General features: G+C 70.9%; 21 protein-coding genes, 1 pseudogene and 1 riboswitch. Of the genes and pseudogenes, 14 read left to right on the top strand and 8 right to left on the bottom strand.

The features are described 5' to 3' along the window. The first annotated feature begins 2 nt into the window (after positions 1–2). The 8 genes from cobN (at position 3) to ABFO07_RS10625 (ending at position 8101) form a co-directional block, all read left to right on the top strand. Complete coding sequence (gene cobN, locus ABFO07_RS10660) at positions 3–3806, top strand: cobaltochelatase subunit CobN (RefSeq protein WP_347467142.1); 3804 nt, start codon at positions 3–5, stop codon at positions 3804–3806. Next, positions 3803–4894 carry an ATP-binding protein gene (locus ABFO07_RS10655; protein ID WP_347467140.1) on the top strand — a complete coding sequence of 364 codons (1092 nt, stop codon included), beginning with the start codon at positions 3803–3805 and terminating at the stop codon, positions 4892–4894. Before cobN ends, ABFO07_RS10655 begins: the two co-directional genes overlap by 4 nt. Positions 4895–5001: 107 nt before the next feature. Continuing rightward, a complete protein-coding gene (locus ABFO07_RS10650) occupies positions 5002–5571 on the top strand; it encodes a vWA domain-containing protein (protein WP_059962861.1) in 570 nt (189 codons plus the stop codon). Between the two features lie 119 nt (positions 5572–5690). Beyond that, positions 5691–5975, top strand: a complete 285-nt coding sequence (locus tag ABFO07_RS10645) for a hypothetical protein (protein WP_124480333.1) — start codon at positions 5691–5693, stop codon at positions 5973–5975. Between the two features lie 188 nt (positions 5976–6163). Continuing rightward, positions 6164–6688: a GNAT family N-acetyltransferase gene (locus ABFO07_RS10640; RefSeq protein ID WP_059885977.1), complete on the top strand. Its 525-nt coding sequence runs from the start codon at positions 6164–6166 to the stop codon at positions 6686–6688. Between the two features lie 108 nt (positions 6689–6796). Next, the gene (locus ABFO07_RS10635; RefSeq protein ID WP_059806820.1) at positions 6797–7369 is read left to right on the top strand and encodes a DUF1993 domain-containing protein; all 573 of its coding nucleotides are present in this window, start codon (positions 6797–6799) and stop codon (positions 7367–7369) included. Positions 7370–7380: 11 nt separating this feature from the next. Continuing rightward, the gene (locus ABFO07_RS10630) at positions 7381–7707 is read left to right on the top strand and encodes a low molecular weight protein tyrosine phosphatase family protein (protein ID WP_060017287.1); all 327 of its coding nucleotides are present in this window, start codon (positions 7381–7383) and stop codon (positions 7705–7707) included. Positions 7708–7888: 181 nt separating this feature from the next. Beyond that, positions 7889–8101 (top strand): hypothetical protein, encoded by a 213-nt coding sequence (locus ABFO07_RS10625; protein WP_230942440.1) that lies wholly within the window; start codon positions 7889–7891, stop codon positions 8099–8101. Between the two features lie 9 nt (positions 8102–8110). On the opposite strand, the gene ABFO07_RS10620 is transcribed toward ABFO07_RS10625, so the two are convergent. Together ABFO07_RS10620 and ABFO07_RS10615 are read right to left on the bottom strand one after the other, a co-directional pair. Next, the gene (locus tag ABFO07_RS10620) at positions 8111–8377 is read right to left on the bottom strand and encodes a hypothetical protein (protein ID WP_059885976.1); all 267 of its coding nucleotides are present in this window, start codon (positions 8375–8377) and stop codon (positions 8111–8113) included. A 512-nt stretch (positions 8378–8889) separates the two neighbouring features. Next, complete coding sequence (locus ABFO07_RS10615) at positions 8890–9342, bottom strand: hypothetical protein (protein WP_430733025.1); 453 nt, start codon at positions 9340–9342, stop codon at positions 8890–8892. A gap of 109 nt (positions 9343–9451) precedes the next feature. Between ABFO07_RS10615 and ABFO07_RS10610 the strand changes: the two are divergent. Continuing rightward, positions 9452–9817: pseudogene (locus ABFO07_RS10610) on the top strand (IclR family transcriptional regulator domain-containing protein); the annotation flags it as partial. Between the two features lie 114 nt (positions 9818–9931). On the opposite strand, the gene ABFO07_RS10605 reads toward ABFO07_RS10610, so the two are convergent. The 5 genes from ABFO07_RS10605 to cobG form a co-directional block, all read right to left on the bottom strand. Further along, positions 9932–11290, bottom strand: coding sequence for a chitinase (locus tag ABFO07_RS10605; protein WP_059807230.1), 1359 nt, complete (start codon positions 11288–11290; stop codon positions 9932–9934). Between the two features lie 210 nt (positions 11291–11500). Next, positions 11501–13213: a precorrin-3B C(17)-methyltransferase gene (cobJ, locus tag ABFO07_RS10600; RefSeq protein WP_347467135.1), complete on the bottom strand. Its 1713-nt coding sequence runs from the start codon at positions 13211–13213 to the stop codon at positions 11501–11503. Further along, positions 13210–13944 (bottom strand): precorrin-2 C(20)-methyltransferase, encoded by a 735-nt coding sequence (locus ABFO07_RS10595; protein WP_059560714.1) that lies wholly within the window; start codon positions 13942–13944, stop codon positions 13210–13212. The genes cobJ and ABFO07_RS10595 overlap by 4 nt, the downstream gene beginning before the upstream one ends. Further along, positions 13941–14567, bottom strand: a complete 627-nt coding sequence (locus tag ABFO07_RS10590; RefSeq protein WP_059560717.1) for a precorrin-8X methylmutase — start codon at positions 14565–14567, stop codon at positions 13941–13943. The genes ABFO07_RS10595 and ABFO07_RS10590 overlap by 4 nt, the downstream gene beginning before the upstream one ends. Continuing rightward, positions 14560–15912, bottom strand: a complete 1353-nt coding sequence (gene cobG, locus ABFO07_RS10585; RefSeq protein ID WP_347468653.1) for a precorrin-3B synthase — start codon at positions 15910–15912, stop codon at positions 14560–14562. Before cobG ends, ABFO07_RS10590 begins: the two co-directional genes overlap by 8 nt. A gap of 107 nt (positions 15913–16019) precedes the next feature. After that, a riboswitch (cobalamin riboswitch) is annotated at positions 16020–16211 on the bottom strand. Between the two features lie 89 nt (positions 16212–16300). On the opposite strand from cobG, the gene ABFO07_RS10580 reads away from it, so the two are divergent. From ABFO07_RS10580 to cobM, 4 genes are read left to right on the top strand one after another with little or no spacing between them, the layout of a single operon-like run. Beyond that, a complete protein-coding gene (locus ABFO07_RS10580; RefSeq protein ID WP_059560908.1) occupies positions 16301–17530 on the top strand; it encodes a bifunctional cobalt-precorrin-7 (C(5))-methyltransferase/cobalt-precorrin-6B (C(15))-methyltransferase in 1230 nt (409 codons plus the stop codon). Next, positions 17530–18618, top strand: a complete 1089-nt coding sequence (locus ABFO07_RS10575; RefSeq protein ID WP_060017296.1) for a cobalt-precorrin-5B (C(1))-methyltransferase — start codon at positions 17530–17532, stop codon at positions 18616–18618. The genes ABFO07_RS10580 and ABFO07_RS10575 overlap by 1 nt, the downstream gene beginning before the upstream one ends. Beyond that, positions 18615–19346, top strand: coding sequence for a cobalt-precorrin-6A reductase (locus ABFO07_RS10570; protein WP_347467132.1), 732 nt, complete (start codon positions 18615–18617; stop codon positions 19344–19346). The genes ABFO07_RS10575 and ABFO07_RS10570 overlap by 4 nt, the downstream gene beginning before the upstream one ends. A 43-nt stretch (positions 19347–19389) precedes the next feature. Then, positions 19390–20118, top strand: a complete 729-nt coding sequence (gene cobM / locus ABFO07_RS10565; protein WP_059560723.1) for a precorrin-4 C(11)-methyltransferase — start codon at positions 19390–19392, stop codon at positions 20116–20118. Positions 20119–20151: 33 nt separating this feature from the next. Here the strand turns inward: cobM and ABFO07_RS10560 are convergent, their stop codons facing one another. Beyond that, complete coding sequence (locus ABFO07_RS10560) at positions 20152–21324, bottom strand: MFS transporter (RefSeq protein ID WP_347467130.1); 1173 nt, start codon at positions 21322–21324, stop codon at positions 20152–20154. A 136-nt stretch (positions 21325–21460) separates the two neighbouring features. On the opposite strand from ABFO07_RS10560, the gene ABFO07_RS10555 reads away from it, so the two are divergent. Then, the gene (locus tag ABFO07_RS10555; protein ID WP_059806798.1) at positions 21461–21958 is read left to right on the top strand and encodes a MarR family winged helix-turn-helix transcriptional regulator; all 498 of its coding nucleotides are present in this window, start codon (positions 21461–21463) and stop codon (positions 21956–21958) included. Positions 21959–22006 lie beyond the last annotated feature (48 nt).

Genomic DNA, 22006 nt, shown 5'->3' with positions numbered 1-22006 from the left:
CGATGCATCTGCTGCGCACCACGCCGGGCGGCTTCGTCGACGATACGCAGGGCGTCGTCCGGATCGACCAGCGGCCCGCCGAGATCGTGATCCTGAGCTCGGCGGATACGACGCTGTCGCTCCTCGCGAGCGTCGTGCCGCGCTTGGCCGGTGGCTTTCCGAGCGTGCGGCTCGCGAACGTGACGTTCCTGCGCCAGCCGGCGTCGGTCGATTTCTACGTCGACGACGTGCTGAAGCACGCGAAGGCGGTCGTGATCGACCACCTCGGCGGCGAGGCATATTGGCCGTACGGGATCGAGCAGGCGGTGTCGCTCGCGTCGCGGCAGAAGCAGCGGCTTGCGATGTTCTCGGGCGACCTGCAGGAAGACCCGAACCTGATCGCGAAGAGCACGGTCGACCCCGCGCTGTGCCGGATGTGGTGGCGCTACCTGCGCGAGGGCGGCGCGCACAACGCCGAGGCGCTGTTGCGCAGCATCGCGTTTCACACGCTCGGTTTCGGCGACGAGCCGGAGCCGCCGCGCCCGCTGCCGGCCGCCGCGCTGTATCACCCGGCGCGCGACCCGGCCAGCATCGACGACTGGCTGCCGCGCTGGACACCCGGCGCGAGCGTCGTCGCGATCCTGTTCTACAAGGCGCACTGGCAGGCCGCGAACACCGCGGTGTTCGACGCGCTTGCCGACGCGTTGATCCGCGAAGGGCTGAATCCGCTGCCGGTCGCGGTGACGTCGCTGAAGGACACGGTGAGCCGCGAGATCGTCGCGCGGCTGTGCGAAGCGCATGACGTCGCACTCGTGCTCAACACGACCGCGTTCGCGGCGGGCGCGATCGACGACCCCGAACCCGACATCCTCGCGGGCGATGCGCCGGTGCTGCAGGTGATCCTGTCCGGCGGCAACCGCGACGCATGGCTCGCCGACAATCAGGGGCTGCATGCGCGCGACATCGCGATGCACGTCGCGCTGCCGGAAGTCGACGGCCGTATCGTCACGCGCGCGGTGAGCTTCAAGGGGCTTGCCTACCGCTGCCCGCATACCGAGGTCGACGTGGTGCGCTACCAGCCCGACGCGGAGCGCATCGGCTTCGTCGCGGCGCTCGCGCGCGGCTGGTGCCGGCTGCGTACGCTCGACAACGCGGACAAGCGCGTCGCGCTGATTCTCGCGAACTATCCGCAGAGCGAAGGGCGGATCGGCAACGGCGTCGGGCTCGACACGCCCGCGTCGGCGCTCGGCGTGCTCGCGACGCTGCGCGACGCGGGCTACCGGGTCGCGGACTTGCCGGCCGACGGCGACGCGCTGATCGCGCGGCTCACCGAAGGCGTGACCAACGACCCGGCGATGCACGCGCTGCGGCCCGCGTTCCAGAGCTTCGCGCTCGCCGACTACCTGACGCATTTCGAACGTCTGCCGGCGGCCGTGCGCGACGCGCTGAGCGCGCGCTGGGGGCGGCCCGAAGCCGACCCGACGCTGCGCCACGGGCGCTTCACGATCGCGGGCTGGCGCGCGGGCAACGTGTTCGTCGGCATCCAGCCGTCACGCTCGCGCGGCGAGAACGACTACGCGAGCTATCACGATGCGGATCTCGTGCCGCCGCACGCGTATCTCGCGTTCTATTTCTGGCTGCGCCATGCGTTCCGCGTCGACGCGGTGATCCACCTCGGCAAGCACGGCAACCTCGAATGGCTGCCGGGCAAGAGCGTCGCGCTGTCCGACGCGTGCTGGCCCGACCTGACGCTCGGGCCGCTGCCGCATCTGTATCCGTTCATCGTCAACGATCCGGGCGAGGGCAGCCAGGCAAAGCGGCGCGCGCAGGCGGTGATCGTCGATCACCTGATGCCGCCGCTCACGCGCGCGGAAAACTACGGCCCGCTGCAGGACCTCGAGCGGCAGGTCGACGAATACTACGAAGCCCTGATGGTCGACGCGCGGCGCGCGAAGCTGCTGCGCAAGACGATCCTCGCGACGATCGCCGAGCATCGTCTGCATGACGAACTGAGCGTCGCGCCGCCGCGCGATGCGAGCGACGAGGACGAATTGCTGACGCGCGTCGACGCGTGGCTGTGCGAGCTGAAGGAAGCGCAGATCCGCGACGGGCTGCATGTGTTCGGCGCGTCGCCGGCCGATCGCCAGCGGCGCGACACGCTGCTCGCGCTTGCGCGCTTTCCGATCGGCGATGGCCAGCAGGCGCGCGCCGGATTGATCGGCGCGCTCGCGCGCGACCTCGCGCTCGGCGACGATTTCGATCCGCTCGCCGCCGACTGGGCCGCGCCGTGGCACGGGCCGCGCCCGGCGCTGCTGCAGGCGGTCGATGAATCGACGTGGCGCCATGCGGGCGATACGCGCGAGCGGCTCGAACGGCTGGCGCAGCAGTGGCTCGACCGCCTGTGCGCGAGCGCGCCGGGCGACGCGTGCGAACCGCCGCCGGGCGTCTGGACGCACACGCTGCCCGTGATCGAGCGTGTGCGCGCGACGCTGATGCCCGCGCTCGACGCATGCGGCGGCGAGGAGCTGCGCCAGTTGCTGCGCGGGCTCGACGGCCGCTTCGTGCCGCCCGGCCCGAGCGGTTCGCCGTCGCGCGGCCGCCCCGACGTGCTGCCGACCGGCCGCAACTTCTATTCGGTCGACACGCGCGCGGTGCCGACGCAGGCCGCATGGTCGCTCGGCCTGAAATCCGCGCAGCAGCTGATCGAGCGGCATCTGCAGGATCACGGCGATTACCCGCGCGCGATCGGCCTGTCGGTGTGGGGCACGGCGACGATGCGCACCGGCGGCGACGACATCGCGCAGGCCTTCGCGCTGATCGGCGTGCGGCCGAAATGGGCGCACGGCAGCCACCGCGTGACCGATTTCGAAATCCTGCCGATCGAGATCTTCGACCGGCCGCGCATCGACGTGACGCTGCGCGTGTCGGGCTTTTTCCGCGACGCGTTCCCGAACCTGATGCACCTGTTCGACGCGGCCGTGCAGGCGGTCGCGGCGCTCGACGAGCCCGAGCATCTGAACCCGATCCGCGCGCGCATCGAGCGCGAACGCGCGAAGTGGATCGAGCAGGGTGTGCCCGCCGACGAAGCGCGGCGCCGCGCCGGCTGGCGCGTGTTCGGCGCGCGGCCCGGCAGCTACGGCGCGGGGCTGCAGGATCTGATCGACCAGCGCCGCTGGCAGACCGATGCCGATCTCGCCGACGCGTACCGTCAATGGGGCGGCCATGCGTATGCGCAGAACAGCGCGGGCGATGCCGCGGCCGACGTGTTCGGCGAGCGGCTCGCGACGATCGACGTCGTCGTGCAGAACCAGGACAGCCGCGAGCACGACATCCTCGATTCGAACGACTACTACCAGTTCCAGGGCGGCATGACGGCCGCGGTGCGGCACCTGTCGGGCCGCCAGCCGAGCCTGTATCACGGCGACCACGCGAACCCGGCCGCGCCGAAGATGCGCACGCTGCGCGAGGAAATCGCACGGGTGATCCGCTCGCGCGTCGTCAACCCGAAGTGGCTCGACGGCGTGAAGCGGCACGGCTACAAGGGCGCGGCGGAAATGGCCGCGACCGTCGACTACCTGTACGGCTATGACGCGACCGCGCGCGTGCTGGCCGACCATCAATACGCGCTCGTCGCCGACGCATACCTGTTCGACGACGATACGCGCGCGTTCCTCGAGCGGCACAATCCGCGTGCGCTGCAGGGCATCTGCGAGCGCTTCGTCGAGGCGATGCAGCGCGGGCTGTGGCAACAGCCGGCCGACTATCGCGAGCGGATCGAGGCGGTCTGGCTCGCGAGCGAACACCACCAGGAAGGAGCACGGCGATGACCGATCCGACGCACCGCCGGCGCGCGGTGTTCCCGTTCACCGCGCTCGTCGGGCAGGCCGCGCTGCAACAGGCGCTGCTGCTCGCGGCAGTCGATCCGTCGCTCGGCGGCGTGCTCGTCAGCGGGCCGCGCGGCACCGCGAAATCCACCGCCGCGCGTGCGCTGGCCGAGCTGCTGCCGGAAGGCGAGTTCGTGACGCTGCCGCTGTCGGCGAGCGACGAGCAGGTGACCGGCACGCTCGATCTCGCGCATGCGCTCGCGGAAAACGGCGTGCGCTTCCGGCCGGGGCTGCTCGCGCGCGCGCATCGCGGCGTGCTGTACGTGGACGAAGTGAACCTGCTCGCGGACGGGCTCGTCGATACGCTGCTCGACGTCGCCGCGAGCGGCGTCAACATCGTCGAGCGCGATGGCGTGTCGCACGCGCACGACGCGCGCTTCGTGCTGGTCGGCACGATGAATCCGGAGGAAGGCGAGCTGCGGCCGCAATTGCTCGATCGCTTCGGGCTGATGGTCGAGCTCGCGAATTGCTTCGACGCCGCGCAGCGCCAGCAGATCGTGAAGGCGCGGCTCGCGTTCGATCTCGAGCCGGATGCGTTCCGGGCGCGGCAGGCGGCCGCGCAGAGCGAGCTGGCCGTGCGGGTACGCGCGGCGCGCGGGGCGCTGGCCGCGCTGGGCTTCGACGATGCGGTGCATGCGCGGGTCAGCGCGCTGTGCATCGATGCGGCGGTCGACGGCCTGCGCGCCGATCTCGTGATGCTGCGCGCGGCGCGCGCGCTCGCGGCGCTCGAAGGCGCCGATGCGGTGACGGTCGACCAAGTCGACCGTGTCGCGGAATCGGTGCTGCGGCATCGGCGGGGCGCGCATGCGACGCCGCCGGCTGCGGCGGGGGCCGGCGATGATGCGTCAGGTTCGACGTCGCCGCCGAATCCTCCGCACGGCGGGCGGGAAACGCCGCCGGATGCCGCGCATTCGGGCGATGCGGATTCGCAAGGCTCGCAAGGCGACTGGGGCTACCTGCCGCCCGAACCGGCCGGTTTGCACGCGGTGAAGGGGGTGATTCCGCTGCCGCTGCCACTAAAAAAACGCTGAGCCATCGAGCCGGCGCCGCCGCGACTTCGCTTCGCGGCACTCGATGGCAGCAGGGCGCAACGGGGTACACGCCGGGCGTCGCGCGCACCGGCGCGGGCGTTGCCGCCGTGGCGTGGCCGGCGACGTTCGCGGTCAAGCGCGGCGAGCGCCTGCAGGCCGATCATCTGCGGTTCCGGAAACCGGCGGGCGCGCCGCGCGCGCTGCATTGCTTCGTGCTCGACTGCTCGGCGTCGATGCTGTCGTTCGAGCGGCTGGCGGCGGCGAAGGGGTTGATCGTCGCGTATTTCGACGAGGCCGCGCGGGCGCGGGCGGAAACGGCGTTGATTTGCTTTGGCGGTTCGGGGGCCGAGCGGCGGTTCGGGCCGGCAGTGCCGAGGTGGTGGAATGCGCGCTGGCTCGAACCGGTGGGCGGCGGCGGCGGTACGCCGTTCGCGGATGGGGTCGATGCGGCCGCAAGGCTGCTCGCGCGGGAGGCGCGCCGCGAGCCGGACAAGCAGCGGTGGCTGTGGGTGCTGTCGGATGGGCGCACGCGCGAGATGCCGGCGCGGCCGGAGGCGGCGGATCAGGTCGTGTTCGTCGATTTTGACGATGCGGCGGTGAGGGTCGGGCGGGGGGAGCGGATCGCGGCGGCGTGGGGGGCGGAGTGGGTGGCTGCGCAGGGTCTGCTGCGCGGTTGAGTGGCGAGTGAAGGACCGCGACGATGCGCTCCCGAAGAAATTAAAGCGCGCCGCATTCAGGACGATAACTGCTCTGTGAATATTCTCTTCTTCCCGGCGCGATGACGTCGACCCGACTCATGATCCATTCGATCATGCCCGAACGCAGCGTGAATTGCGGCTTTAACTGGTGGGCATTGATATTCAGCACGATGTGGGCCTACTCCGAAGGGCTGATCGTTCAAGGAGGGCGATTGTTTGCGGCTGATGCCGTCGCCGGTCTGCTTCTCACTCGCGATCATGTGGCCTTCGTGATTCTGGCCTTGTTGCTGCTGACGGTAAAAAGTGTCTATTGTGCGCGCCACGGGAATCGCTGGGTGTACCGGCATTTGCATCATCAGGGTTATCGAACTGTCGGGGATTGAAACTTGCCTTTTCCCATCAACGGTATCCGACTGAAAATTGCATGACCAAAGACCGAAAAGACGGCCGAATCCGGAATGTGGTTCGGCGCTTCCCGTTTGGCAAGTCGCCACAAGGTGCGGCCTGCCCGACCCCGTATACCCTTGCCCGACCGTCCACACAACAACGTGCACACCGTGACGCTTGACCCATGAATCCCGGCTTCTCCATTCGCGACGCGCGCGCCGACGAACTGCCCCGGCTTGGACAATTGTTGGTGAAGGCCTATGCCGCATTGCCCGGCTTCCCGTCCCCCGACGAGCAGCCGGGCTACTACGACATGCTCGCGAACATCGCGCGTTTCACGGAGAAGCCGGACGCGCGCGTTCTGGTGGCCGTGTCCGAACGCGATGAACTCATCGGCGGTGTCGTGTATTTCGGCGACATGGCCGAATATGGGTCGAGCGACGCGGTCAACGGTATCCGAAACGCGTCTGGTATCCGCTTGCTCGGCGTCGATCCGGCCTTTCGCGGTGGCGGGGCGGGCAAGGCACTGACGCTGGCGTGCATCGATCTCGCCCGTCGGCGGGGCCATGCCGCGGTCGTGCTCCACACGACGAAGCCGATGCAGCTTGCCTGGGGCATGTACGAAAAACTAGGCTTCGTGCGCGCCGAGGAACTCGATGTTGCCCTGCAGACGCTGAAGGTATACGGGTTCAGGCTTGCGCTGCGTTGACGCGCACGCGTCGCACCCGCGCGTTTCGTCGCGACGGCCGTCATGCGATTGCCACGAATCATCACCCGCTGGTATCGTTGTGCCGCCCTGATTTCATCGGAGGATTACGTGTCGCCCACCCAGCTTCTCATCCCCACCTTCACCCAGTTCCTGCAAGGCCTGTCGTCGTGGCTCGACAAGGCTGCCGCCCATCGACAGGCGGCGGGCGCCGAGCCCGATCCACTGCTGTCGGAGCGGCTTGCCGCGGACATGTATCCGCTCGCGGCCCAGGTCCGGTTCGCGTGCTTTCAGGCGCTCGAGCCGGTCTGCCGCCTGCGCGGCGAACCGCTTCCGGACACGCTGCTGGCGATACGGCAGGAAGGATGGAACGCCAACGCGCAGCCGGGCACCTGGGCCGACGCAAAGGCGCGCATTGCCGATGCGCTTGCGTTGCTCGACAGCCTGTCGCCGACCGCGCTGGACGAAGGCGGGGCGCTGCCGATCGCGCTCGAACTGCCCAACGGCGTCGTCTTCGACATGACGGGCGAGCAGTACGCGCGCGACTGGGCGCTGCCGCAGTTCTACTTTCACGTGATCACCGCGTACGCGATCCTGCGCAACCAGGGCGTCGAACTCGGCAAGGCGGACTACGTGTCCTACATGCTGGCGTACCTCCGTCCCGGCACGATGCCGCAAGGCTGATCGCATCAGGCATGACGCGAGCACTCTTCATCTGCAGCCGCAACCGGCTGCGCAGCCCGACGGCGGAAGCCGTATTTGCAGCGTGGCCCGGCATCGAAACGGATTCGGCCGGCGTCGCGCCCGACGCCGAGTCCATCGTTTCGCGCGAGCAGATCGCATGGGCCGACGTCATTTTCGTGATGGAGCGCGCGCACAAGGCGAAGCTGTCGAGGCAATTCGGCGCGGACTTGCGGCACAAGAAGATCGTGTGCCTCGACATCCCCGACAAGTACGCGTTCATGCAGCCGGAACTGATCGCGCTGCTCGAGCGAAAGGCCGGAGCTTTCCTGCGATCGTGAGCGGCGCGCCGCGCAATAACGACGTCGGCTCGCCGCAACACTTCATCGAAAAGATCCGCCGCATGCGTTGACGCAATTTATGTCCGGATATAGTCGAATCACGAAAACTTGGCGCCGTGCCGGTCCCCGCACCGTACGCGCCGCACGTGATCAGAACAAGATGGGCTACGGGCGTAACAACATGAGCACCTTCAACAAAACCCACACGGGACCGATCGGCGGGCTGCTCGCCGGCCTCGCGCTGATTGCCGTCGGCATCGGCTTCGGCATCAATTCCGCGCTCCAGCATGGCACGAGCGGCCTGGGCGAATACGTGGCCGTCGGCGCCACGATGCTCGGCATCTTCCTCATCGTCTACGAAGGACGCGAACTGACGCGCAAACGGTTGCGCTGACGCGCGCCTTCAGCCAGCGCTCGACAACAGATCGTCGACGATGATCTCGCCCGCCGTGCGGCCCGCGCTCAGCGCATCGAGGCTGTCGGCGAACGGCTTGCCGTAGTCGTCCGCGAGCCTCACCGGCGAGAAGAAGATCGACGACGTATCGCCCGCGCGCACCTGGACCACGGCGACATAGCCGGGGGCCGGCGCATGCGTGTCCGCTTCCGCGCCCGGCTGATGCTCGCAGCGGACTTCGATCGTGTACCCGCGGTAGTTGTACAGGCTCGTCATGATGGGCTCGCTGTCAGTGGAGGGGTCGGGGGTTGTGCTTCACGGTTGCAACCGGGCTCGACTGCCCGGATGCAACGCGTGATTCGCGCCGGTTACCGCCGACCCTGAGCCGACGGGCAGGAAAACCGCACGATCCGGCATCCGTTCGACCGGCACGGGCGTGATGCTTCACACGGGGCGGCGCGGAATGCTCCAATGCGGTTTCCTCGGATGATTCGTGGCGTGCCGCCTCTTGCGACAGCGATCGCGCCGGGCCGTGCCGGACGGCCAATGGTGTCGTGACACCGCGCCCGCGATCGGCGGGGCGCGGCTGTCATGCCGGTACACGATGCTTGCGCGGCGCGTGACGAGCGAAAACGCGCCGGCCGGTTCATGGGTGAAATCGATACGTTGCCGAAAGCATAGGTCACATTGCGCGGACGTGCGAGCGCCAGGTGCATCGCCATCCGAAATAACGCATGACAGGCCGGTGAACGTCACACGAATGTCGTCGACCGGCATGGCCGGCCGAATCAGGTGTGCTTGTAGACGCCGCGCCGCGTCCGCTTGACATGCCGCGCGTGGTGGCGCTGCTTGACCACCGCGTGCCGGTAATGCCGATGCGGGGTCACATGCGCCCGTCGCGGCGCGGGCCGCGCGCTCGGCGCCGAGCCTTGCGGCAGCGGTGTGCCCTGTGTCGCGCCCGGCAGCGGCGCGGGTTGCGCCGGTTGCGCCGCGCCTTGCGGCTGCATCTGTCCTTCTCCGAAATGGTAGGTCTGGGTTTGCGCGTGAGCGACGGTCAGCGTCGCCGCGAACGTCACGGCGGCCAGCAGCATGCGTTTCATGAAGTCTCCGGATTCGGGTGGGGAGGCGTCGGAACGCCAGCTTAGCGAAGGGCGGCGTGCCCCGGCAACCGGACAGACGCCACCCGGCGCGCGGCCATCGCATCCGGTCTTCTCCTGCTTGACATTGGAATTCTCATACATGAATACAAATTCACGTACAAGAATAGTTCGCCAATGCCGAAACCAGGAACCGGGAGCGACACACATGACGGAACACGGGCAGCAAGGCGCGCCGGCGGGGCTGCGCATCTATACGCGCCAGCCGGGCGAGCTGCGTCCGCTGCACGCGAACTCGATCGGCAAGGCGATCTTCGCGGAGCGGCCGGCCGATGCGCAGCAGGCGCTCGGCGGCCAGCTGTCGTTAGAGCGCTTCACGAATGCGACGATCACGAGCCTGCCCGCACTGGTCGAACACGCCGCGCGAAGCCGCACGCAAGGATGGGCCGACAACGTCGGCGAAAGCGCGCCGGAACTGTCGGCGGTCGCGATCGCGCTGCCGATCGACGGCGACTGGTACGGGCTGCCGGTCGTCGGGCCGACGGAACGCATTCGCCTGCATCACGACGCGCACGTCGACGCAAAGGCGCGCCTGCTCGCCGAACACGATCGGCGCTGACGCGGGCGTCGGGGCGGGGCCGTCCCGCCCGACACCCGCGCAGTGCGCGCCACGGGCCGCGCCGGCCGATGCCGACGCGGCCCGCATCACGTCACGCGGACGGAACGCGCCGCATCACGCTCTTGCCCACACGCCGCCCGCGCTCGGCGTATCGCCCTGGGTCCACCATTTCGCGCAGTACTTCGCGCCCTGGTACATCACGCACGCGCCGGCCTGATAGGCGGTGGCCGCCGACCAATCCGGCGTGCCGCCGTTCACGGCCTTCCACACCGATGCCTGGCCCGGGATGTCGCCCTTGGTCCACCATTGCGCCTGGTAGGTCACGCCCTGGTACGTGACCGTCGCGCCCGCCGTATAGACCTGGCTCGCGGACCACGGTGCGCCCGGCTGCGGCGTGCCGCCGCCGTCCGAGCCGCCGCCGTAGTTCGGATCCTGCGTGACGCCCGTGCCCCACTTGGCGTCGAGCTTCTTGAAGATCGACGCGAATGCGTACGGCTGCTGCGTGACGCCCGAGCAGATCGGCGACGCGTAGCCGGTGTTGCTGTCGCACTGCTTGTCGCGGGTCGACGACCAGTAGCTGATGAAGCCGTAGCCGTTGTTGATGGCCGTGTTCAGCACGCTCTGCGCGTTGTCGAGCGTGAACGTCTCGCCCTGCGTGTCGTTTACGCCGATCATCGGCGTGACGCCCACCATCTGCCACAGCTGCGCGCTGCTCTTCGGCTGGCCGGCGGACTTGTACGCGGTGTCGAGCTGCGAGTAGAGCCCCTGCGCCGCGCTGATCGCGGCCGCGCCCATGTCGATGCCGGCGGGGCCGTAGTCCATCGTCATCACGTTCACCGCGTCGAGGTTGACCTTGTTCGCGATCGCCGCGGTGAGGACGTTCAGGCCGTCCTGGATGAGCCCGGTCGGCATCGTCGGCAGCGTCAGCGTGACGTGCAGCGGCTTACCCTTCGCCGCATAGTCGGCCTGCAGCTGCGCGACCGCCTGGAAGTTGCGCGCGACGGCCGCCGCGTCGAGCTGCGACGCGCCCTCGATGTCGAAGTCGACATGCGTGAGGCTGTACGTGTCGATCACGGTCTGGAGCGCGGTCTTCAGCGCGGGAACGCTCGTGCACGCCCGCATCAGCGGCGTGCCGTTCGCGCCGCCGAACGACACGGCAACCTCGCCGCCTTTCGCGCGATAGTTCGTGATGGCCGTGCCGATCGACGTCAGCAGATCGCCGGTCGCGCCGTTGCCGATCGCCTGCACGCCGCCCCACGACGGCGTGCAGCCGTTGCCCGCGACCACGAACGCGAGCGTGAATTGCTGGATGCCTTGCTGAACACCGATCCTGTCGACGAGTGGCGTCGGGTAGAGCGTCACGTCGACGTAGGGCGCGAATGCGCCCGCTGCCTGGGATACGCTCGCACCGGCGAGCAGGCAGCCCGCGGCGATCGCGCGCGGGATGAGATGCGACAACACGCTGTTTTGCATTGTGTTCTCCATGTGGATGAGCGATACGCTGGCCTGCGCATCACCGCCGCAATCGGCCGGGCATGGGATGGCCCCGGATCGCGGCGCGCTCATCTTGGAGGATTGCAGATCAATCGTGAATCCTTAATTACGTTTTTATTTTGTTTGAATCGCTGTGCGAAACAATTACATGCATTCGATACGGCGCCGGGCATGCGGCCCGGCGCGCGTTCAGCGATACCAGCGCGGGGTGTAGACCCAATCCCGCCCATTGTTGACGGAAAAGCGCCGCGTGGTGGACGAGCCGACGATCACCATCGTGCGCATGTCGACCTGATCGGCGCGCAGCGCGCCGAGCGTCGTGTTGACGAGCGTCGCGCCGGGCCGGCCGATGTCGCGGCCGAGCACGACGACGGTGTCCGCCGCGCGCTGCGCGCGCACGACGTCGAGCGCGCGATCGAGCTGCCACGGCCGCGCGCGCGAGATCGGGTTGTAGAACGCCATCACGAGATCGGCTTCGGCGGCATGCCGCAGGCGCGTTTCGATCACGCCCCACGGCTTCAGGTTGTCCGACAGCGAGATCACGCAGAAGTCGTGGCCGAGCGGCGCGCCGGCCTGCGCGGCCGTCGCGAGCGAGGCCGACACGCCGGGCTCGACGCGCAGCTCGACCGCCGCCCAGCGCGGGTCGCGCGTCTCGTCGAGCGCTTCGAGCACGGCCGCGGCCATCGCGAACACGCCCGGATCGCCGGACGACACCACCGCGACGCGGCGGCCTTCGGCCGCCAGCTCGAACGCATGGCGCGCGCGCTGCATCTCCTCGCGATTGTCGGTGCCGTGCACGCGCTGCTCGGCGCGAAACGGGCCGGCCATGTTCACGTAGGTCGTGTAGCCGAGGATGTCGGTGGCGTCCGCGAGCGCGGCGCGCGCGGCGGGCGTGAGCCATGCCGCGCCGCCGGGCCCGAGGCCGACCACGGTGAGGCGGCCGCGCGCGCGGCCGAGCGTGTTCGGATCGACGGGCTGCGCGGCCACCGCGCAGGCCAGCCCGTCGTGCGGCGCGTGCATCGTGTGCGGCACGCGCAGCGCGCGTTCGAGCACGGCGGCTGCCTGTGCGTCGGCATCGGCGTCGTCGGCATCGACGAAACGCAGCGGCACGCCGAGCGCGTCCGAAGCCGCTTCGAGCGCGGCATCGCCGATCAGCGCGGCCGGTGCGACGAGGGCCGCGAGCGCCTGCGGCGCGAGGCCGTGCAAATCGAGCAGCGCGTGCACGCGTGCGTCGAGCGTGGCGCTCGGCGCGACCGGTTGCACGCCGATCCCGACCACGACGCTGCGCGGATGGATCACGAGTTCGTCTTGCGCGCCGCGCCATGCGAGCGGCGTCACGCGGATCGCATGCGCGGCCGCGTCGTCGCGCGGCAGCGCGACGTCGTCGAGCCATGGTGCCGCGCCGTCGACGCGGGTCGCTGCGCCCGCGAGCAGGTCGGACACGAAGCGCTTGCCTTGCGCGAGATCCGCGAGCGTATAGCCGTCCGGCGGATTGAGCACGCACGCGCCGAAGCGCAGCTCGCCGCTCGTCGTGATCGCGGGCGCGACGCCGAGCCAGTCGGCCAGCTCGCGTGCGATCACGTTCACGCCGGTGAGGCCGCCGAGCAGCGGCACGACGGCCGAGCCATCCTCCGCGACGGCCAGCACCGGCGGCTCGACGCCCTTGTCGGCGAGCGCGGGCGCGATGCAGCGGATCACGATGCCGGCCGCGCACAGCGCGACGATCGGCAAGCCGCGCGCATACAGTTCGCGCAGGTGCGCGCCGAGTTCGTCGAACGGCACGTCGGCGGCGACGCGCGACGCCAGCGCATGCACCTGCGCGCCCGGATAGCGCGCCTGGATGCGCCGCGCGGTGTCGAGCGCGCCCGCGCCGAGGATCACGATCGCGGGCGGGGTGGTCATCCTTGCCATTTTTCCCCCGGCACGACGAGCAGCGAGAAATACGGCGACGCCATCGGGTCGACCGCGTCGAGCGGCACGATGCGCTGGTTCGCCATCGTCGCGCGCTCGACGTACAGCGCGCGTTTCGCGAGGCCCAGTTCGTCGAGCACGCGCCGCACCTTGTCGAAGTTGCGGCCGAGTTTCATGATCACGGCCGCGTCGGCCTGCGCGAGCCGTGTGCGCAGCTCGTCCTCGGGCAGCACGCCGGACAGCACCGACAGGCTCTGGTTGCGATACACGAGCGGCTGCCCGAGCACGGCCGTGCCGCCGAGCATCGAGCATACGCCGGGCACGACTTCGGTGTCGTAGCGCGGCGCGAGGCGGTCGTGCAGGTACATGTACGAGCCGTAGAAGAACGGATCGCCTTCGCAGATCACCGCGACGTCGCGGCCCGCGTCGAGATGCGCGGCCACGACTTCGGCGGCCGTGTCGTAGAAATCGGCGATCACGGTTTCATAGCAGAGCGGCGGCGGCAGCGCCTCGGTCGTCACCGGATAGACGAGCGGCAGTTGCACCTGCGCGTCGAGCAGATGCGCTTCGACGATGCCGTACGCATTGCCTTTCTTGCCCTTCGCGACGAAGTACGCGACCACCGGCGCGGCCTGCAGCAGCCGCACCGCCTTCAGCGTCATCAGTTCGGGGTCGCCCGGGCCCACGCCGAGGCCGAACAGGCGCCCGCGCGCGGCCGTCATTCGGCCTCCGTCGCGAGCGCGTTGACCGCGGCGGCCGCCATCGCGCTGCCGCCGCGCCGGCCGAGCAGCGCGACGTACGGCACGCCGCGGCTGTCGGCGGCGAGCAGCGCCTTCGACTCGGCCGCGCCGATGAAGCCGACCGGGAAGCCGAGGATCAGCGCGGGGCGCGGCGCGCCGGCGTCGATCATGTCGAGCAGGTGGAACAGCGCGGTCGGCGCATTGCCGATCACGACGACGCTGCCCGCGAGCTGCGCTCGCCACAGTTCGAGCGCGGCGGCCGAGCGCGTGTTGCCGAGCTGCCGCGCGAGGTCGGGCACCTCGGGCTCGCCGAGCGTGCAGACCACGCGATTGCCGGCCGGCAGCCGCGCGCGCGTGATGCCTTCGGCCACCATCTTCGCGTCGCAGAGAATCGGCGCGCCGGCGGCCAGCGCCGCGCGGCCCGCTGCGCCCGCACCGGCGGAGAAGCGCAGATCGTCGACCACGTCGACCATGCCGCACGCGTGGATCACGCGCACCGCGAGTTTTTCGAGGTCGGCCGGGATGCGCGACAGGTCGGCCTCGGCGCGGATCGTCGCGAACGACTGGCGGTAGATTTCCTGCCCGTCGCGTATGTAGTCAAGCATCGTAGGGGTCCTGGCTTGGCCGCGCCTCGCCCAGGCGGGCCGCGGCTTCATCGATCGTCAAGTGGCGCGCGAGCGCGGTGCCGAGGCCCGCTGCGCCGTCGCGCCGGTAAAGGTCATAGTGCGCCGGCCCGACCGCGACGAGCGTGTGCGCGGCGGGATGCGGCAGTGCGCAGTGGCGCTCGCAGCCGGTCAGGTGCAGGTCGCGCACCGTGCCGATGCGCGCGGCGAGTGCGAGCGCGTCGCGCTTCGTGTCGGCGCGCGCCTTCGCGCAACCGGCGCTGCCCGCGCAGGCCACCATCCGCGCGAGCGGATCGCCGGGCGACACGACGAGGCCGAGCGCGGCGAGCGCGTCGCGCACCGTGGGGGCCGCGCCCGTCGCGACGCCGTGCACGAACACGCCTTGCCACGGCGTCATCGACAGCGTGCCGTCGCCGTGCGCGTCGGCGAGGGCCGCGAGCCGCTCGAGCCGCGCGCCGTCGAGACGGCCGAGCGCGAACTGCGCGCCGACGCTGCAGCGCCCCGCGTCGCGCACCGGCTGCGCACCGAAGCGCAGCGCGGGATCGGACGGCGCACGCCGCCAGTCTTGCAGCGCGGGATCGGCGGCAAGCGGAAACGGGAGCGTGGCTTGTGCGCGCGCGAGCAGCGTGTGCGCGCCGCAGGTGGCCAGCAGCGCACGCATGCGCGTCGTGTCGGCCGGCGCGAGATCGAGGAACGCGAGCAGCAGCGCGCGGACCAGCGCGACGGTATCCGCCGGTGCGACGTCGACGAGCGCGGGCGCAGCGCCGGCCGCGACCGGCGGGCAGCCGGCGAGCCCGGCCGCGATGCGCACTGCGCCGTCGCCGCGACGCCACGCGGCGAGCCAGATGTCGTGCGGATGATCGAGCGCCGCGATGCGCTCGCCGCCGTCGAGCTGGATCGCAAATTTCGGCGACAGCTCGAAACGGCGCGGCTCGCGCGCGAGCATGTCGAGCAGCGGCGCGGCGAGCGCGGCGCTGTCGACGAGCGCGTCGGGGTCGCGTCCTGCAAGCGGATTCAGCATCAGGTTGCGCACGTCGTCGCTGGCCGCGAGCGCGGCCGCATCGCCGTCGGCGTCGACGAGCGGGCCGAGCCCCGCGTCGAGCAGCGCGCGGGTAAGCGCACCGGCTTCGCCGGCGCGGATGCCGCGCACCTGCAGGTTCGCGCGGTTGGTCGCCTCGATCACGCCGGAGCCGTGCGCCTGCGCGACGGCGGCGATCGCGCGCGCCTGCCGCGCATCGAGCCGGCCGCCCGGCAGCTTGATCCGGCACAGGCCGCCGTCGGCCGCGGCGACGACGCGCACGAGCCCCGGGCAGGCCGACGGGCGCACGGTGGGCGAAGCAGGGGACGGAATGGGGGTGGAGCTCAACGGGGCATCCGAGCAGTGTCGCGCCGCGGCCATCGCATCGGTACACCCCGCCCGATGCCGGCTGGCACGCACGCACTTTCAGGCCGGCAGGTCTCCTGGCTGACAGGTCGACGCCCGCTCCGGGCCTTCCCGGACCAGCCAGTGGCGCCAAGGTGGAGACGGGCTCGCTGCCTACAGTTGCGGGGGCAGCCACAGCGGCGCGGTGCGCGCCCTGTGTTCCCTCTTCGGCCCCGAGGGGCACCGGCGAACGAACGCTGTATTATGCCTTTTTTCGCAACGAAGACCTATGCGCGGCGTCATGGCGGCCGCGTGCAGCAACATGACGGAATCGAACGATGGAGAAGGGCGCATGACGGCGTGGCTGACGGTGGTCGGCATCGGCGACGACGGTTATTCGGGGCTCGGCCGCGCCGCGCGGCGCGCGCTGTTCGATGCGACGCGCGTGATCGGTGCGCCACGGCACCTCGACATGCTGCCCGCGCGGGTCACGGCCGCGCGCGAGGCCTGGCCGCAGCCGTTCGACGTCGCGGGCGTGCTCGCGCGCCGCGATGCGCCCGTGTGCGTGCTCGCGAGCGGCGACCCGATGCTGTTCGGCGTCGGTGCGACGCTCGCGCGCCGGCTTTCTCCCGGCGAGTGGCGCGTGCTGCCCGCGCCGTCGTCGCTGTCGCTGGCGGCCGCGCGCCTCGGCTGGGCGCTGCAGGACGTCGGCGCGGTGTCGCTGGTCGGCCGGCCGCTCGCGACGCTCGCGCGCCACCTGCTGCCGGGCCGGCGCCTGTTCGTGCTGAGCGCGGACGGCCGCACGCCGGCCGCCGTCGCGGCGGAGCTGGCCGCGCGCGGCTTCGGGCCGAGCCGGATCAGCGTGTTCGAGCATCTCGGCGGCCCGCTCGAACGCCGGGTCGACGGCATCGCGGATGCGTGGTCCGTCGACGAAACCGCGGCGCTGAACCTCGTCGCGATCGACTGCCGCGCGGCGCCCGACGCGCCGCGGCGCGCGCTGACGCCGGGCCTGCCCGACGACGCCTATCGCCACGACGGGCAACTGACCAAGCGCGACATGCGCGCGCTGACGCTCGCGCGCCTCGCGCCCGCGCCGGACGAATTGCTGTGGGACGTCGGCGCCGGCTGCGGATCGATCGGCATCGAATGGATGCGCGCGCATCCGTCGTGCCAGGCGATCGCGATCGAATCGCACGCGGAGCGGCAGCGCTTCATCGAACACAATCGCGACGCGCTCGGCGTGCCGGGCCTGCAGCTCGTCGCCGGGCGCGCGCCCGACGCGCTCGCGGGGCTCGCCGCGCCCGACGCGATCTTCATCGGCGGCGGCGCGACCGTGCCCGGCGTGCTCGACGCGTGCTGGTCGGCGCTGAAGCCCGGCGGCCGCCTCGTCGCGAACGCCGTCACGCTGCAGGGTGAAATCGCGCTCGCCGCGTGGCGCGAGCGCCACGGCGGCACGCTCACGCGCGTGTCGCTCGCGCAGGCCGAGCCGCTCGGCCGCTTCGACACCTGGCGGCAGGCGTTGCCCGTCACGCTGTACGACACGCGCAAGCCTGCGCCTGGCGCACCCGACGCGGCGGCATGATGCGCGACGAAACCCCCGAACAGCCGGCGCCGCTGCGCTTCGGCTACACGACCGGCAGCTGCGCGACCGCGACGTCGCTGGCGGCCGCGCGGCTGCTGTTGACCGGCGCGGCGGACGACGCGGTCGAGATCGTGCTGCCCAAGGGCCAGCGCGTGATGATGCGTCTCGAATTCTGCAGGCTCGCCGCCGAGGGCGCCGAAGCCGGCACGATCAAGGATGCCGGCGACGATCCGGACGTCACGCACGGCGCACTGGTGTTCGCGCGCGTCGCGCTCGCGGCGGCGCCCGGCGTGCGCTTCCATGCGGGGCCCGGCGTCGGCACGGTCACGCGCGCGGGGCTCACGCTGCCGGTCGGCGAACCGGCGATCAACCCGGTGCCGCGCCAGATGATCACGTCCCACCTGGAAGCGCTCGCGGCCGGGCACGGCTATGCGGGCGGCTTCGACGTGACGATCGGCGTCGAGGGCGGCGAGGCGCTCGCGCTGAAGACGATGAACCCGCGCCTCGGCATCGTCGGCGGGCTGTCGATCCTCGGCACGACCGGCATCGTGCGGCCGTTCTCGTGCTCGGCCTATATCGCGTCGATCCACCAGGGCATCGACGTCGCGCGCGCGAACGGCATCGAACACATCGCCGCGTGCACCGGCAACGCGAGCGAGGACGCGATGCGCGCGCACTATCATCTGCCCGACATGGCGCTGATCGAGATGGGCGATTTCGCGGGCGCGGTGCTGAAGCATCTGCGGCGCGCGCCGATCGCGCGGCTGTCGATGTGCGGCGGCTTCGGCAAGCTCAGCAAGCTCGCGGCCGGCCATCTCGACCTGCACAGCCGCCATTCGAGCATCGACCTGCCGCTGCTCGCGCAATGGGCGGCCGAAGCCGGCGCGAGCGACGCGCTGCAGGCCGCGATGCGCGCCGCGAACACGAGCCAGGAAGCGCTGAAGCTCGCGCTTGCCGACGGCGTGCCGCTCGGCGACCTCGTCTGCGCGCAAGCGCTCGCCGTCGCGCGCGACATCGTGCCCGCGTCGGTCGCCGTCGAGATGTTCGCGATCGACCGGCAGGGCCGCTTCGTCGGGGTCGCGCGATGAGCGCGCGCATCCTGCTGCTCGGCGGCACCGGCGATGCGCTGAAGATCGCGCGCACACTCGGCCCGCGCGACGTGTACAGTCTCGCCGGGCTCGGCAAGGTGCCGGCCGATCTCGCGTGCGAGGTCCGGGTCGGCGGCTTCGGCGGCGCGGCCGGCCTGGCCGCCTATCTGCGCGACGCCGGCATCGGCCTCGTGATCGACGCGACCCATCCTTATGCGGCGCGCATCAGCGCGAACGCGGCCGCCGCCGCGCGCGACGCGGGCGTGCCGTGCTGGGCGCTGCGCCGCGCGCCGTGGGAGCCGCAGCCGGGCGACGACTGGCGGATGGTCGACAGCTGGGCCGACATCGAAGCCGCGCTCGCGCCGTTCCGGAGGCCGCTGTTCACGCTCGGCCGCGAGCCGCTCGCGCATCTCGATGCGATCCCGCCGCACCAGTTCTGGCTCGTGCGCTGCCTCGATCCACATCCGGGCAACGCGCACGCACAGATCGTCGCCGCGCGCGGGCCGTTTACGCTCGACGGCGAACGCGCGCTGTTCGCGCTCGCGGGCATCGACGTAGTCGTCAGCAAGAACAGCGGCGGCGCCGCGACCGAGGCGAAGCTGGACGTCGCACGCGAACGCCGGCTGCCGGTCGTGATGCTGCGCCGGCCGCCGCTGCCCGACGTCGACCGTGCGTTCGATTCGACCGGCGCGCTGCTCGATGCGCTCGATCCGGGCTTGCGCGCGTGACGGCGCGCAACCCGGCCGCCCATCCATTGACGGAGTATTTTCGATGACGGTGTATTTCATCGGCGCGGGTCCCGGCGACCCGGAGCTGATCACGGTGAAGGGCCAGCGCCTCGTGCGCACGTGCCCGGTGATCCTGTATGCGGGCTCGCTCGTGCCCGCGGCCGTGCTCGACGGCCATCGCGCGGAGCAGGTGGTCAACACGGCCGAGCTCGATCTCGACGCGATCGTCGCGCTGCTCGCGCAGGCGCATGCGAAAGGGCAGGACGTCGCGCGCGTGCATTCCGGCGACCCGTCGCTGTACGGCGCGATCGGCGAGCAGATCCGCCGGCTCAAAGCGCTCGGGATTCCGTATGAAATCGTGCCGGGCGTGACGGCCACCGCCGCGTGCGCGGCGACGCTCGGCTGCGAGCTGACGCTGCCCGGCATCGCGCAGACGGTGATCCTCACGCGCTACGCAGGCAAGACGACGATGCCCGAAGGCGAGGCGCTCGGCGCACTCGCCGCGCATCGCGCGACGCTCGCGATCCATCTCGGCGTGCGGCATCTCGCGCGCATCGTCGACGAGACGCTGCCGCACTACGGGCCCGACTGCCCGGTCGCGGTGATCTACCGCGCGAGCTGGCCGGACGAGACGCGCGTCACCGGCACGCTCGGCGATATCGTCGCGAAGGTGCAGGGCACGCAGATCGAGCGCACTGCGTTGATTCTGATCGGGCGCGTGCTCGATGCCGAAGGGTTCGCCGATTCGACGCTTTACGCGAGCGCCGAGTAGGTCGCGCGCCCACCGTCGAACGTCCGCCTGCGCTCACGCGCGCGCAACACGCCGCGCGACCTGCGGCCCGAAGCCGGCAGCCAGCACGCATAGCACGACGCACAGGCACGCCATCGCGGCCCATGCGGGCGTCAGGTCCGCGAGATGCTGGCGCACGATGCCCGCCGCGAACGGGAACAGCCCCGCGATCAGGTAGCCGACGCCCTGCACGAAGCCCGTCAGCGACGCGGCGTCGGCGGGCGTGGCCGCATGGTCGACCGTGACGATCAGCGACAGCGGGAACAGCGCGCCAATGCCCGCGCCCATCAGCAGCGCGACCGGCAGCGCCAGCGCCTGCGGCGCGGCGAGCATCAGCACGAGCCCGACGAACAGCGCCGCGATCGCCGCGAACAGCGCGGGCCGGCGATCGGGCACGCGATCGATCGTCGCCGACACCGTCAATCCCGCCACCACCTCCGCCAGCGTGACGCCGCCGAGCAGCCCGCCGGCCGCGGCGGGCGACCAGCCGAGCCGCATGTAGTACGGCGGCAGCCACGCGAGCACCAGCGTGTACGCGCCGGTCGCGATCCCGAAGAACAGCGCGAGCCGCCACGTGCGCGGCGAACGCGACGGCCGCGCGCCGAGCGGCGACGCGGCCGCGATGGCCGTGCCGCCGCGGCTCGCCACCGGCCATGCAAGCGCGGCGACGACGGCCGGCAGCGCCCAGCCGGCGAGCGCCGCGAGCCAGCCCCAGCGCGCGGCCGCCAGCGGCGCCGCGACGCTCGCGAGCACTGCGCCGCCCATGATCGACGTCGAATAGATGCCCATCACGCCGCCCACCCGCGTCGAGAAATTCGCCTTCACGAAACCGGGCAGCAGCGCCTGCACCATCGCGATCCCCAACCCCGCGCAGCATGCGCTGGCCAGCAGCAGCCACGCCTGCTGCGCGCCGACGCGCGCCGCGCACGCGATGCCGATCAGCGCGATGCCGAGCGACACGCCGCCCGCGATGCCGGTCGCGCGCTGCAGCCGCCGCGCGCAGAGTGCGCCGAGGCCCATCAGCACGATCGGGATCGTCGTCAGCAGGCTTGCAGTGCTGTCGCCGATGCCGGTCGCGCGCTGGATCATGTCGAGCAGCGGGCCGACCGCGGCGAGCGCCGGGCGCAGGTTCAGCCCGACGAGGACGATGGCGGCGAGCCGCCATCCGGGGGAAGTGAAGCGATGCATCGTATGGCCCTCAGGTCGTGCGCGGCGTCGAAGCCTATGCCGCGCGTTTTCGTGTAAATTGTCTCGACGTCAAGATAAATGCCGATTTATCTCGACGTCAAGATAACTTGTTCGCCGAGGAGGGTTAATGAACCGAGTGGATCGGGCCGAGCACGCGGTCGCGCAATGGCGCGTGGAGCGTCCGGATCTCGACGCGTCGTCGATGCTCGTGATGGGGCGGCTGCAGGAAGCGGCGCTCGTGATCGCGCGCGACCGTCTCAATCCGCTGTTCGAGCGCTACGGGATGCAGCCGGGCGAATTCGACGTGCTGGCGACGCTGCGCCGCAGCGGCGCGCCGTTCGCGCTGACGCCGACGGCGCTGTACGACGCGCTGATGATGTCGTCGGGCGGGATGACCGCGCGCATCGACCGGTTGCAGAAGGCGGGGTGGGTCGAGCGCCGGCCGAATCCGGCCGACGGGCGCGGCACGCTCGTCGCGCTGACGGACGCCGGCCGCGCGCTGATCGACGACGCGGTCGTCGCACACATCGACAACCAGCGCGCGCTGCTGGCGGCGCTGTCGGCGGCGGAGCAGGCGCAGCTCGCGCGGCTGCTGGGCAAGCTGCTGGGGGGATTGGGCGAGGAAGGGGGTTAATCCCGCCGCATCGCGCGGCGGGTTGGCATCCTGCCGGCCGCGATGAAC

It is taken from the genome of Burkholderia stagnalis (assembly GCF_039848545.1).
In the GTDB taxonomy this organism is placed as follows: Bacteria; Pseudomonadota; Gammaproteobacteria; order Burkholderiales; family Burkholderiaceae; genus Burkholderia; species Burkholderia stagnalis.
The sequence above is the reverse complement of the archived record's forward strand: the minus strand, read 5'-3'. Positions and strand labels throughout refer to the sequence as shown.

Coding starts and splice junctions, on each gene's coding strand:
- cobN (WP_347467142.1), top strand. CDS start 3: ATGCATCTGCTGCGCACCACGCCGGGCGGCTTCGTCGACGATACGCAG.
- ABFO07_RS10655 (WP_347467140.1), top strand. CDS start 3,803: ATGACCGATCCGACGCACCGCCGGCGCGCGGTGTTCCCGTTCACCGCG.
- ABFO07_RS10645 (WP_124480333.1), top strand. CDS start 5,691: ATGATCCATTCGATCATGCCCGAACGCAGCGTGAATTGCGGCTTTAAC.
- ABFO07_RS10640 (WP_059885977.1), top strand. CDS start 6,164: ATGAATCCCGGCTTCTCCATTCGCGACGCGCGCGCCGACGAACTGCCC.
- ABFO07_RS10630 (WP_060017287.1), top strand. CDS start 7,381: ATGACGCGAGCACTCTTCATCTGCAGCCGCAACCGGCTGCGCAGCCCG.
- ABFO07_RS10625 (WP_230942440.1), top strand. CDS start 7,889: ATGAGCACCTTCAACAAAACCCACACGGGACCGATCGGCGGGCTGCTC.
- ABFO07_RS10620 (WP_059885976.1), bottom strand. CDS start 8,377: ATGACGAGCCTGTACAACTACCGCGGGTACACGATCGAAGTCCGCTGC.
- ABFO07_RS10615 (WP_430733025.1), bottom strand. CDS start 9,342: ATGTATGAGAATTCCAATGTCAAGCAGGAGAAGACCGGATGCGATGGC.
- ABFO07_RS10605 (WP_059807230.1), bottom strand. CDS start 11,290: ATGCAAAACAGCGTGTTGTCGCATCTCATCCCGCGCGCGATCGCCGCG.
- cobJ (WP_347467135.1), bottom strand. CDS start 13,213: ATGACCACCCCGCCCGCGATCGTGATCCTCGGCGCGGGCGCGCTCGAC.
- ABFO07_RS10595 (WP_059560714.1), bottom strand. CDS start 13,944: ATGACGGCCGCGCGCGGGCGCCTGTTCGGCCTCGGCGTGGGCCCGGGC.
- ABFO07_RS10590 (WP_059560717.1), bottom strand. CDS start 14,567: ATGCTTGACTACATACGCGACGGGCAGGAAATCTACCGCCAGTCGTTC.
- ABFO07_RS10580 (WP_059560908.1), top strand. CDS start 16,301: ATGACGGCGTGGCTGACGGTGGTCGGCATCGGCGACGACGGTTATTCG.
- ABFO07_RS10575 (WP_060017296.1), top strand. CDS start 17,530: ATGCGCGACGAAACCCCCGAACAGCCGGCGCCGCTGCGCTTCGGCTAC.
- ABFO07_RS10570 (WP_347467132.1), top strand. CDS start 18,615: ATGAGCGCGCGCATCCTGCTGCTCGGCGGCACCGGCGATGCGCTGAAG.
- cobM (WP_059560723.1), top strand. CDS start 19,390: ATGACGGTGTATTTCATCGGCGCGGGTCCCGGCGACCCGGAGCTGATC.
- ABFO07_RS10560 (WP_347467130.1), bottom strand. CDS start 21,324: ATGCATCGCTTCACTTCCCCCGGATGGCGGCTCGCCGCCATCGTCCTC.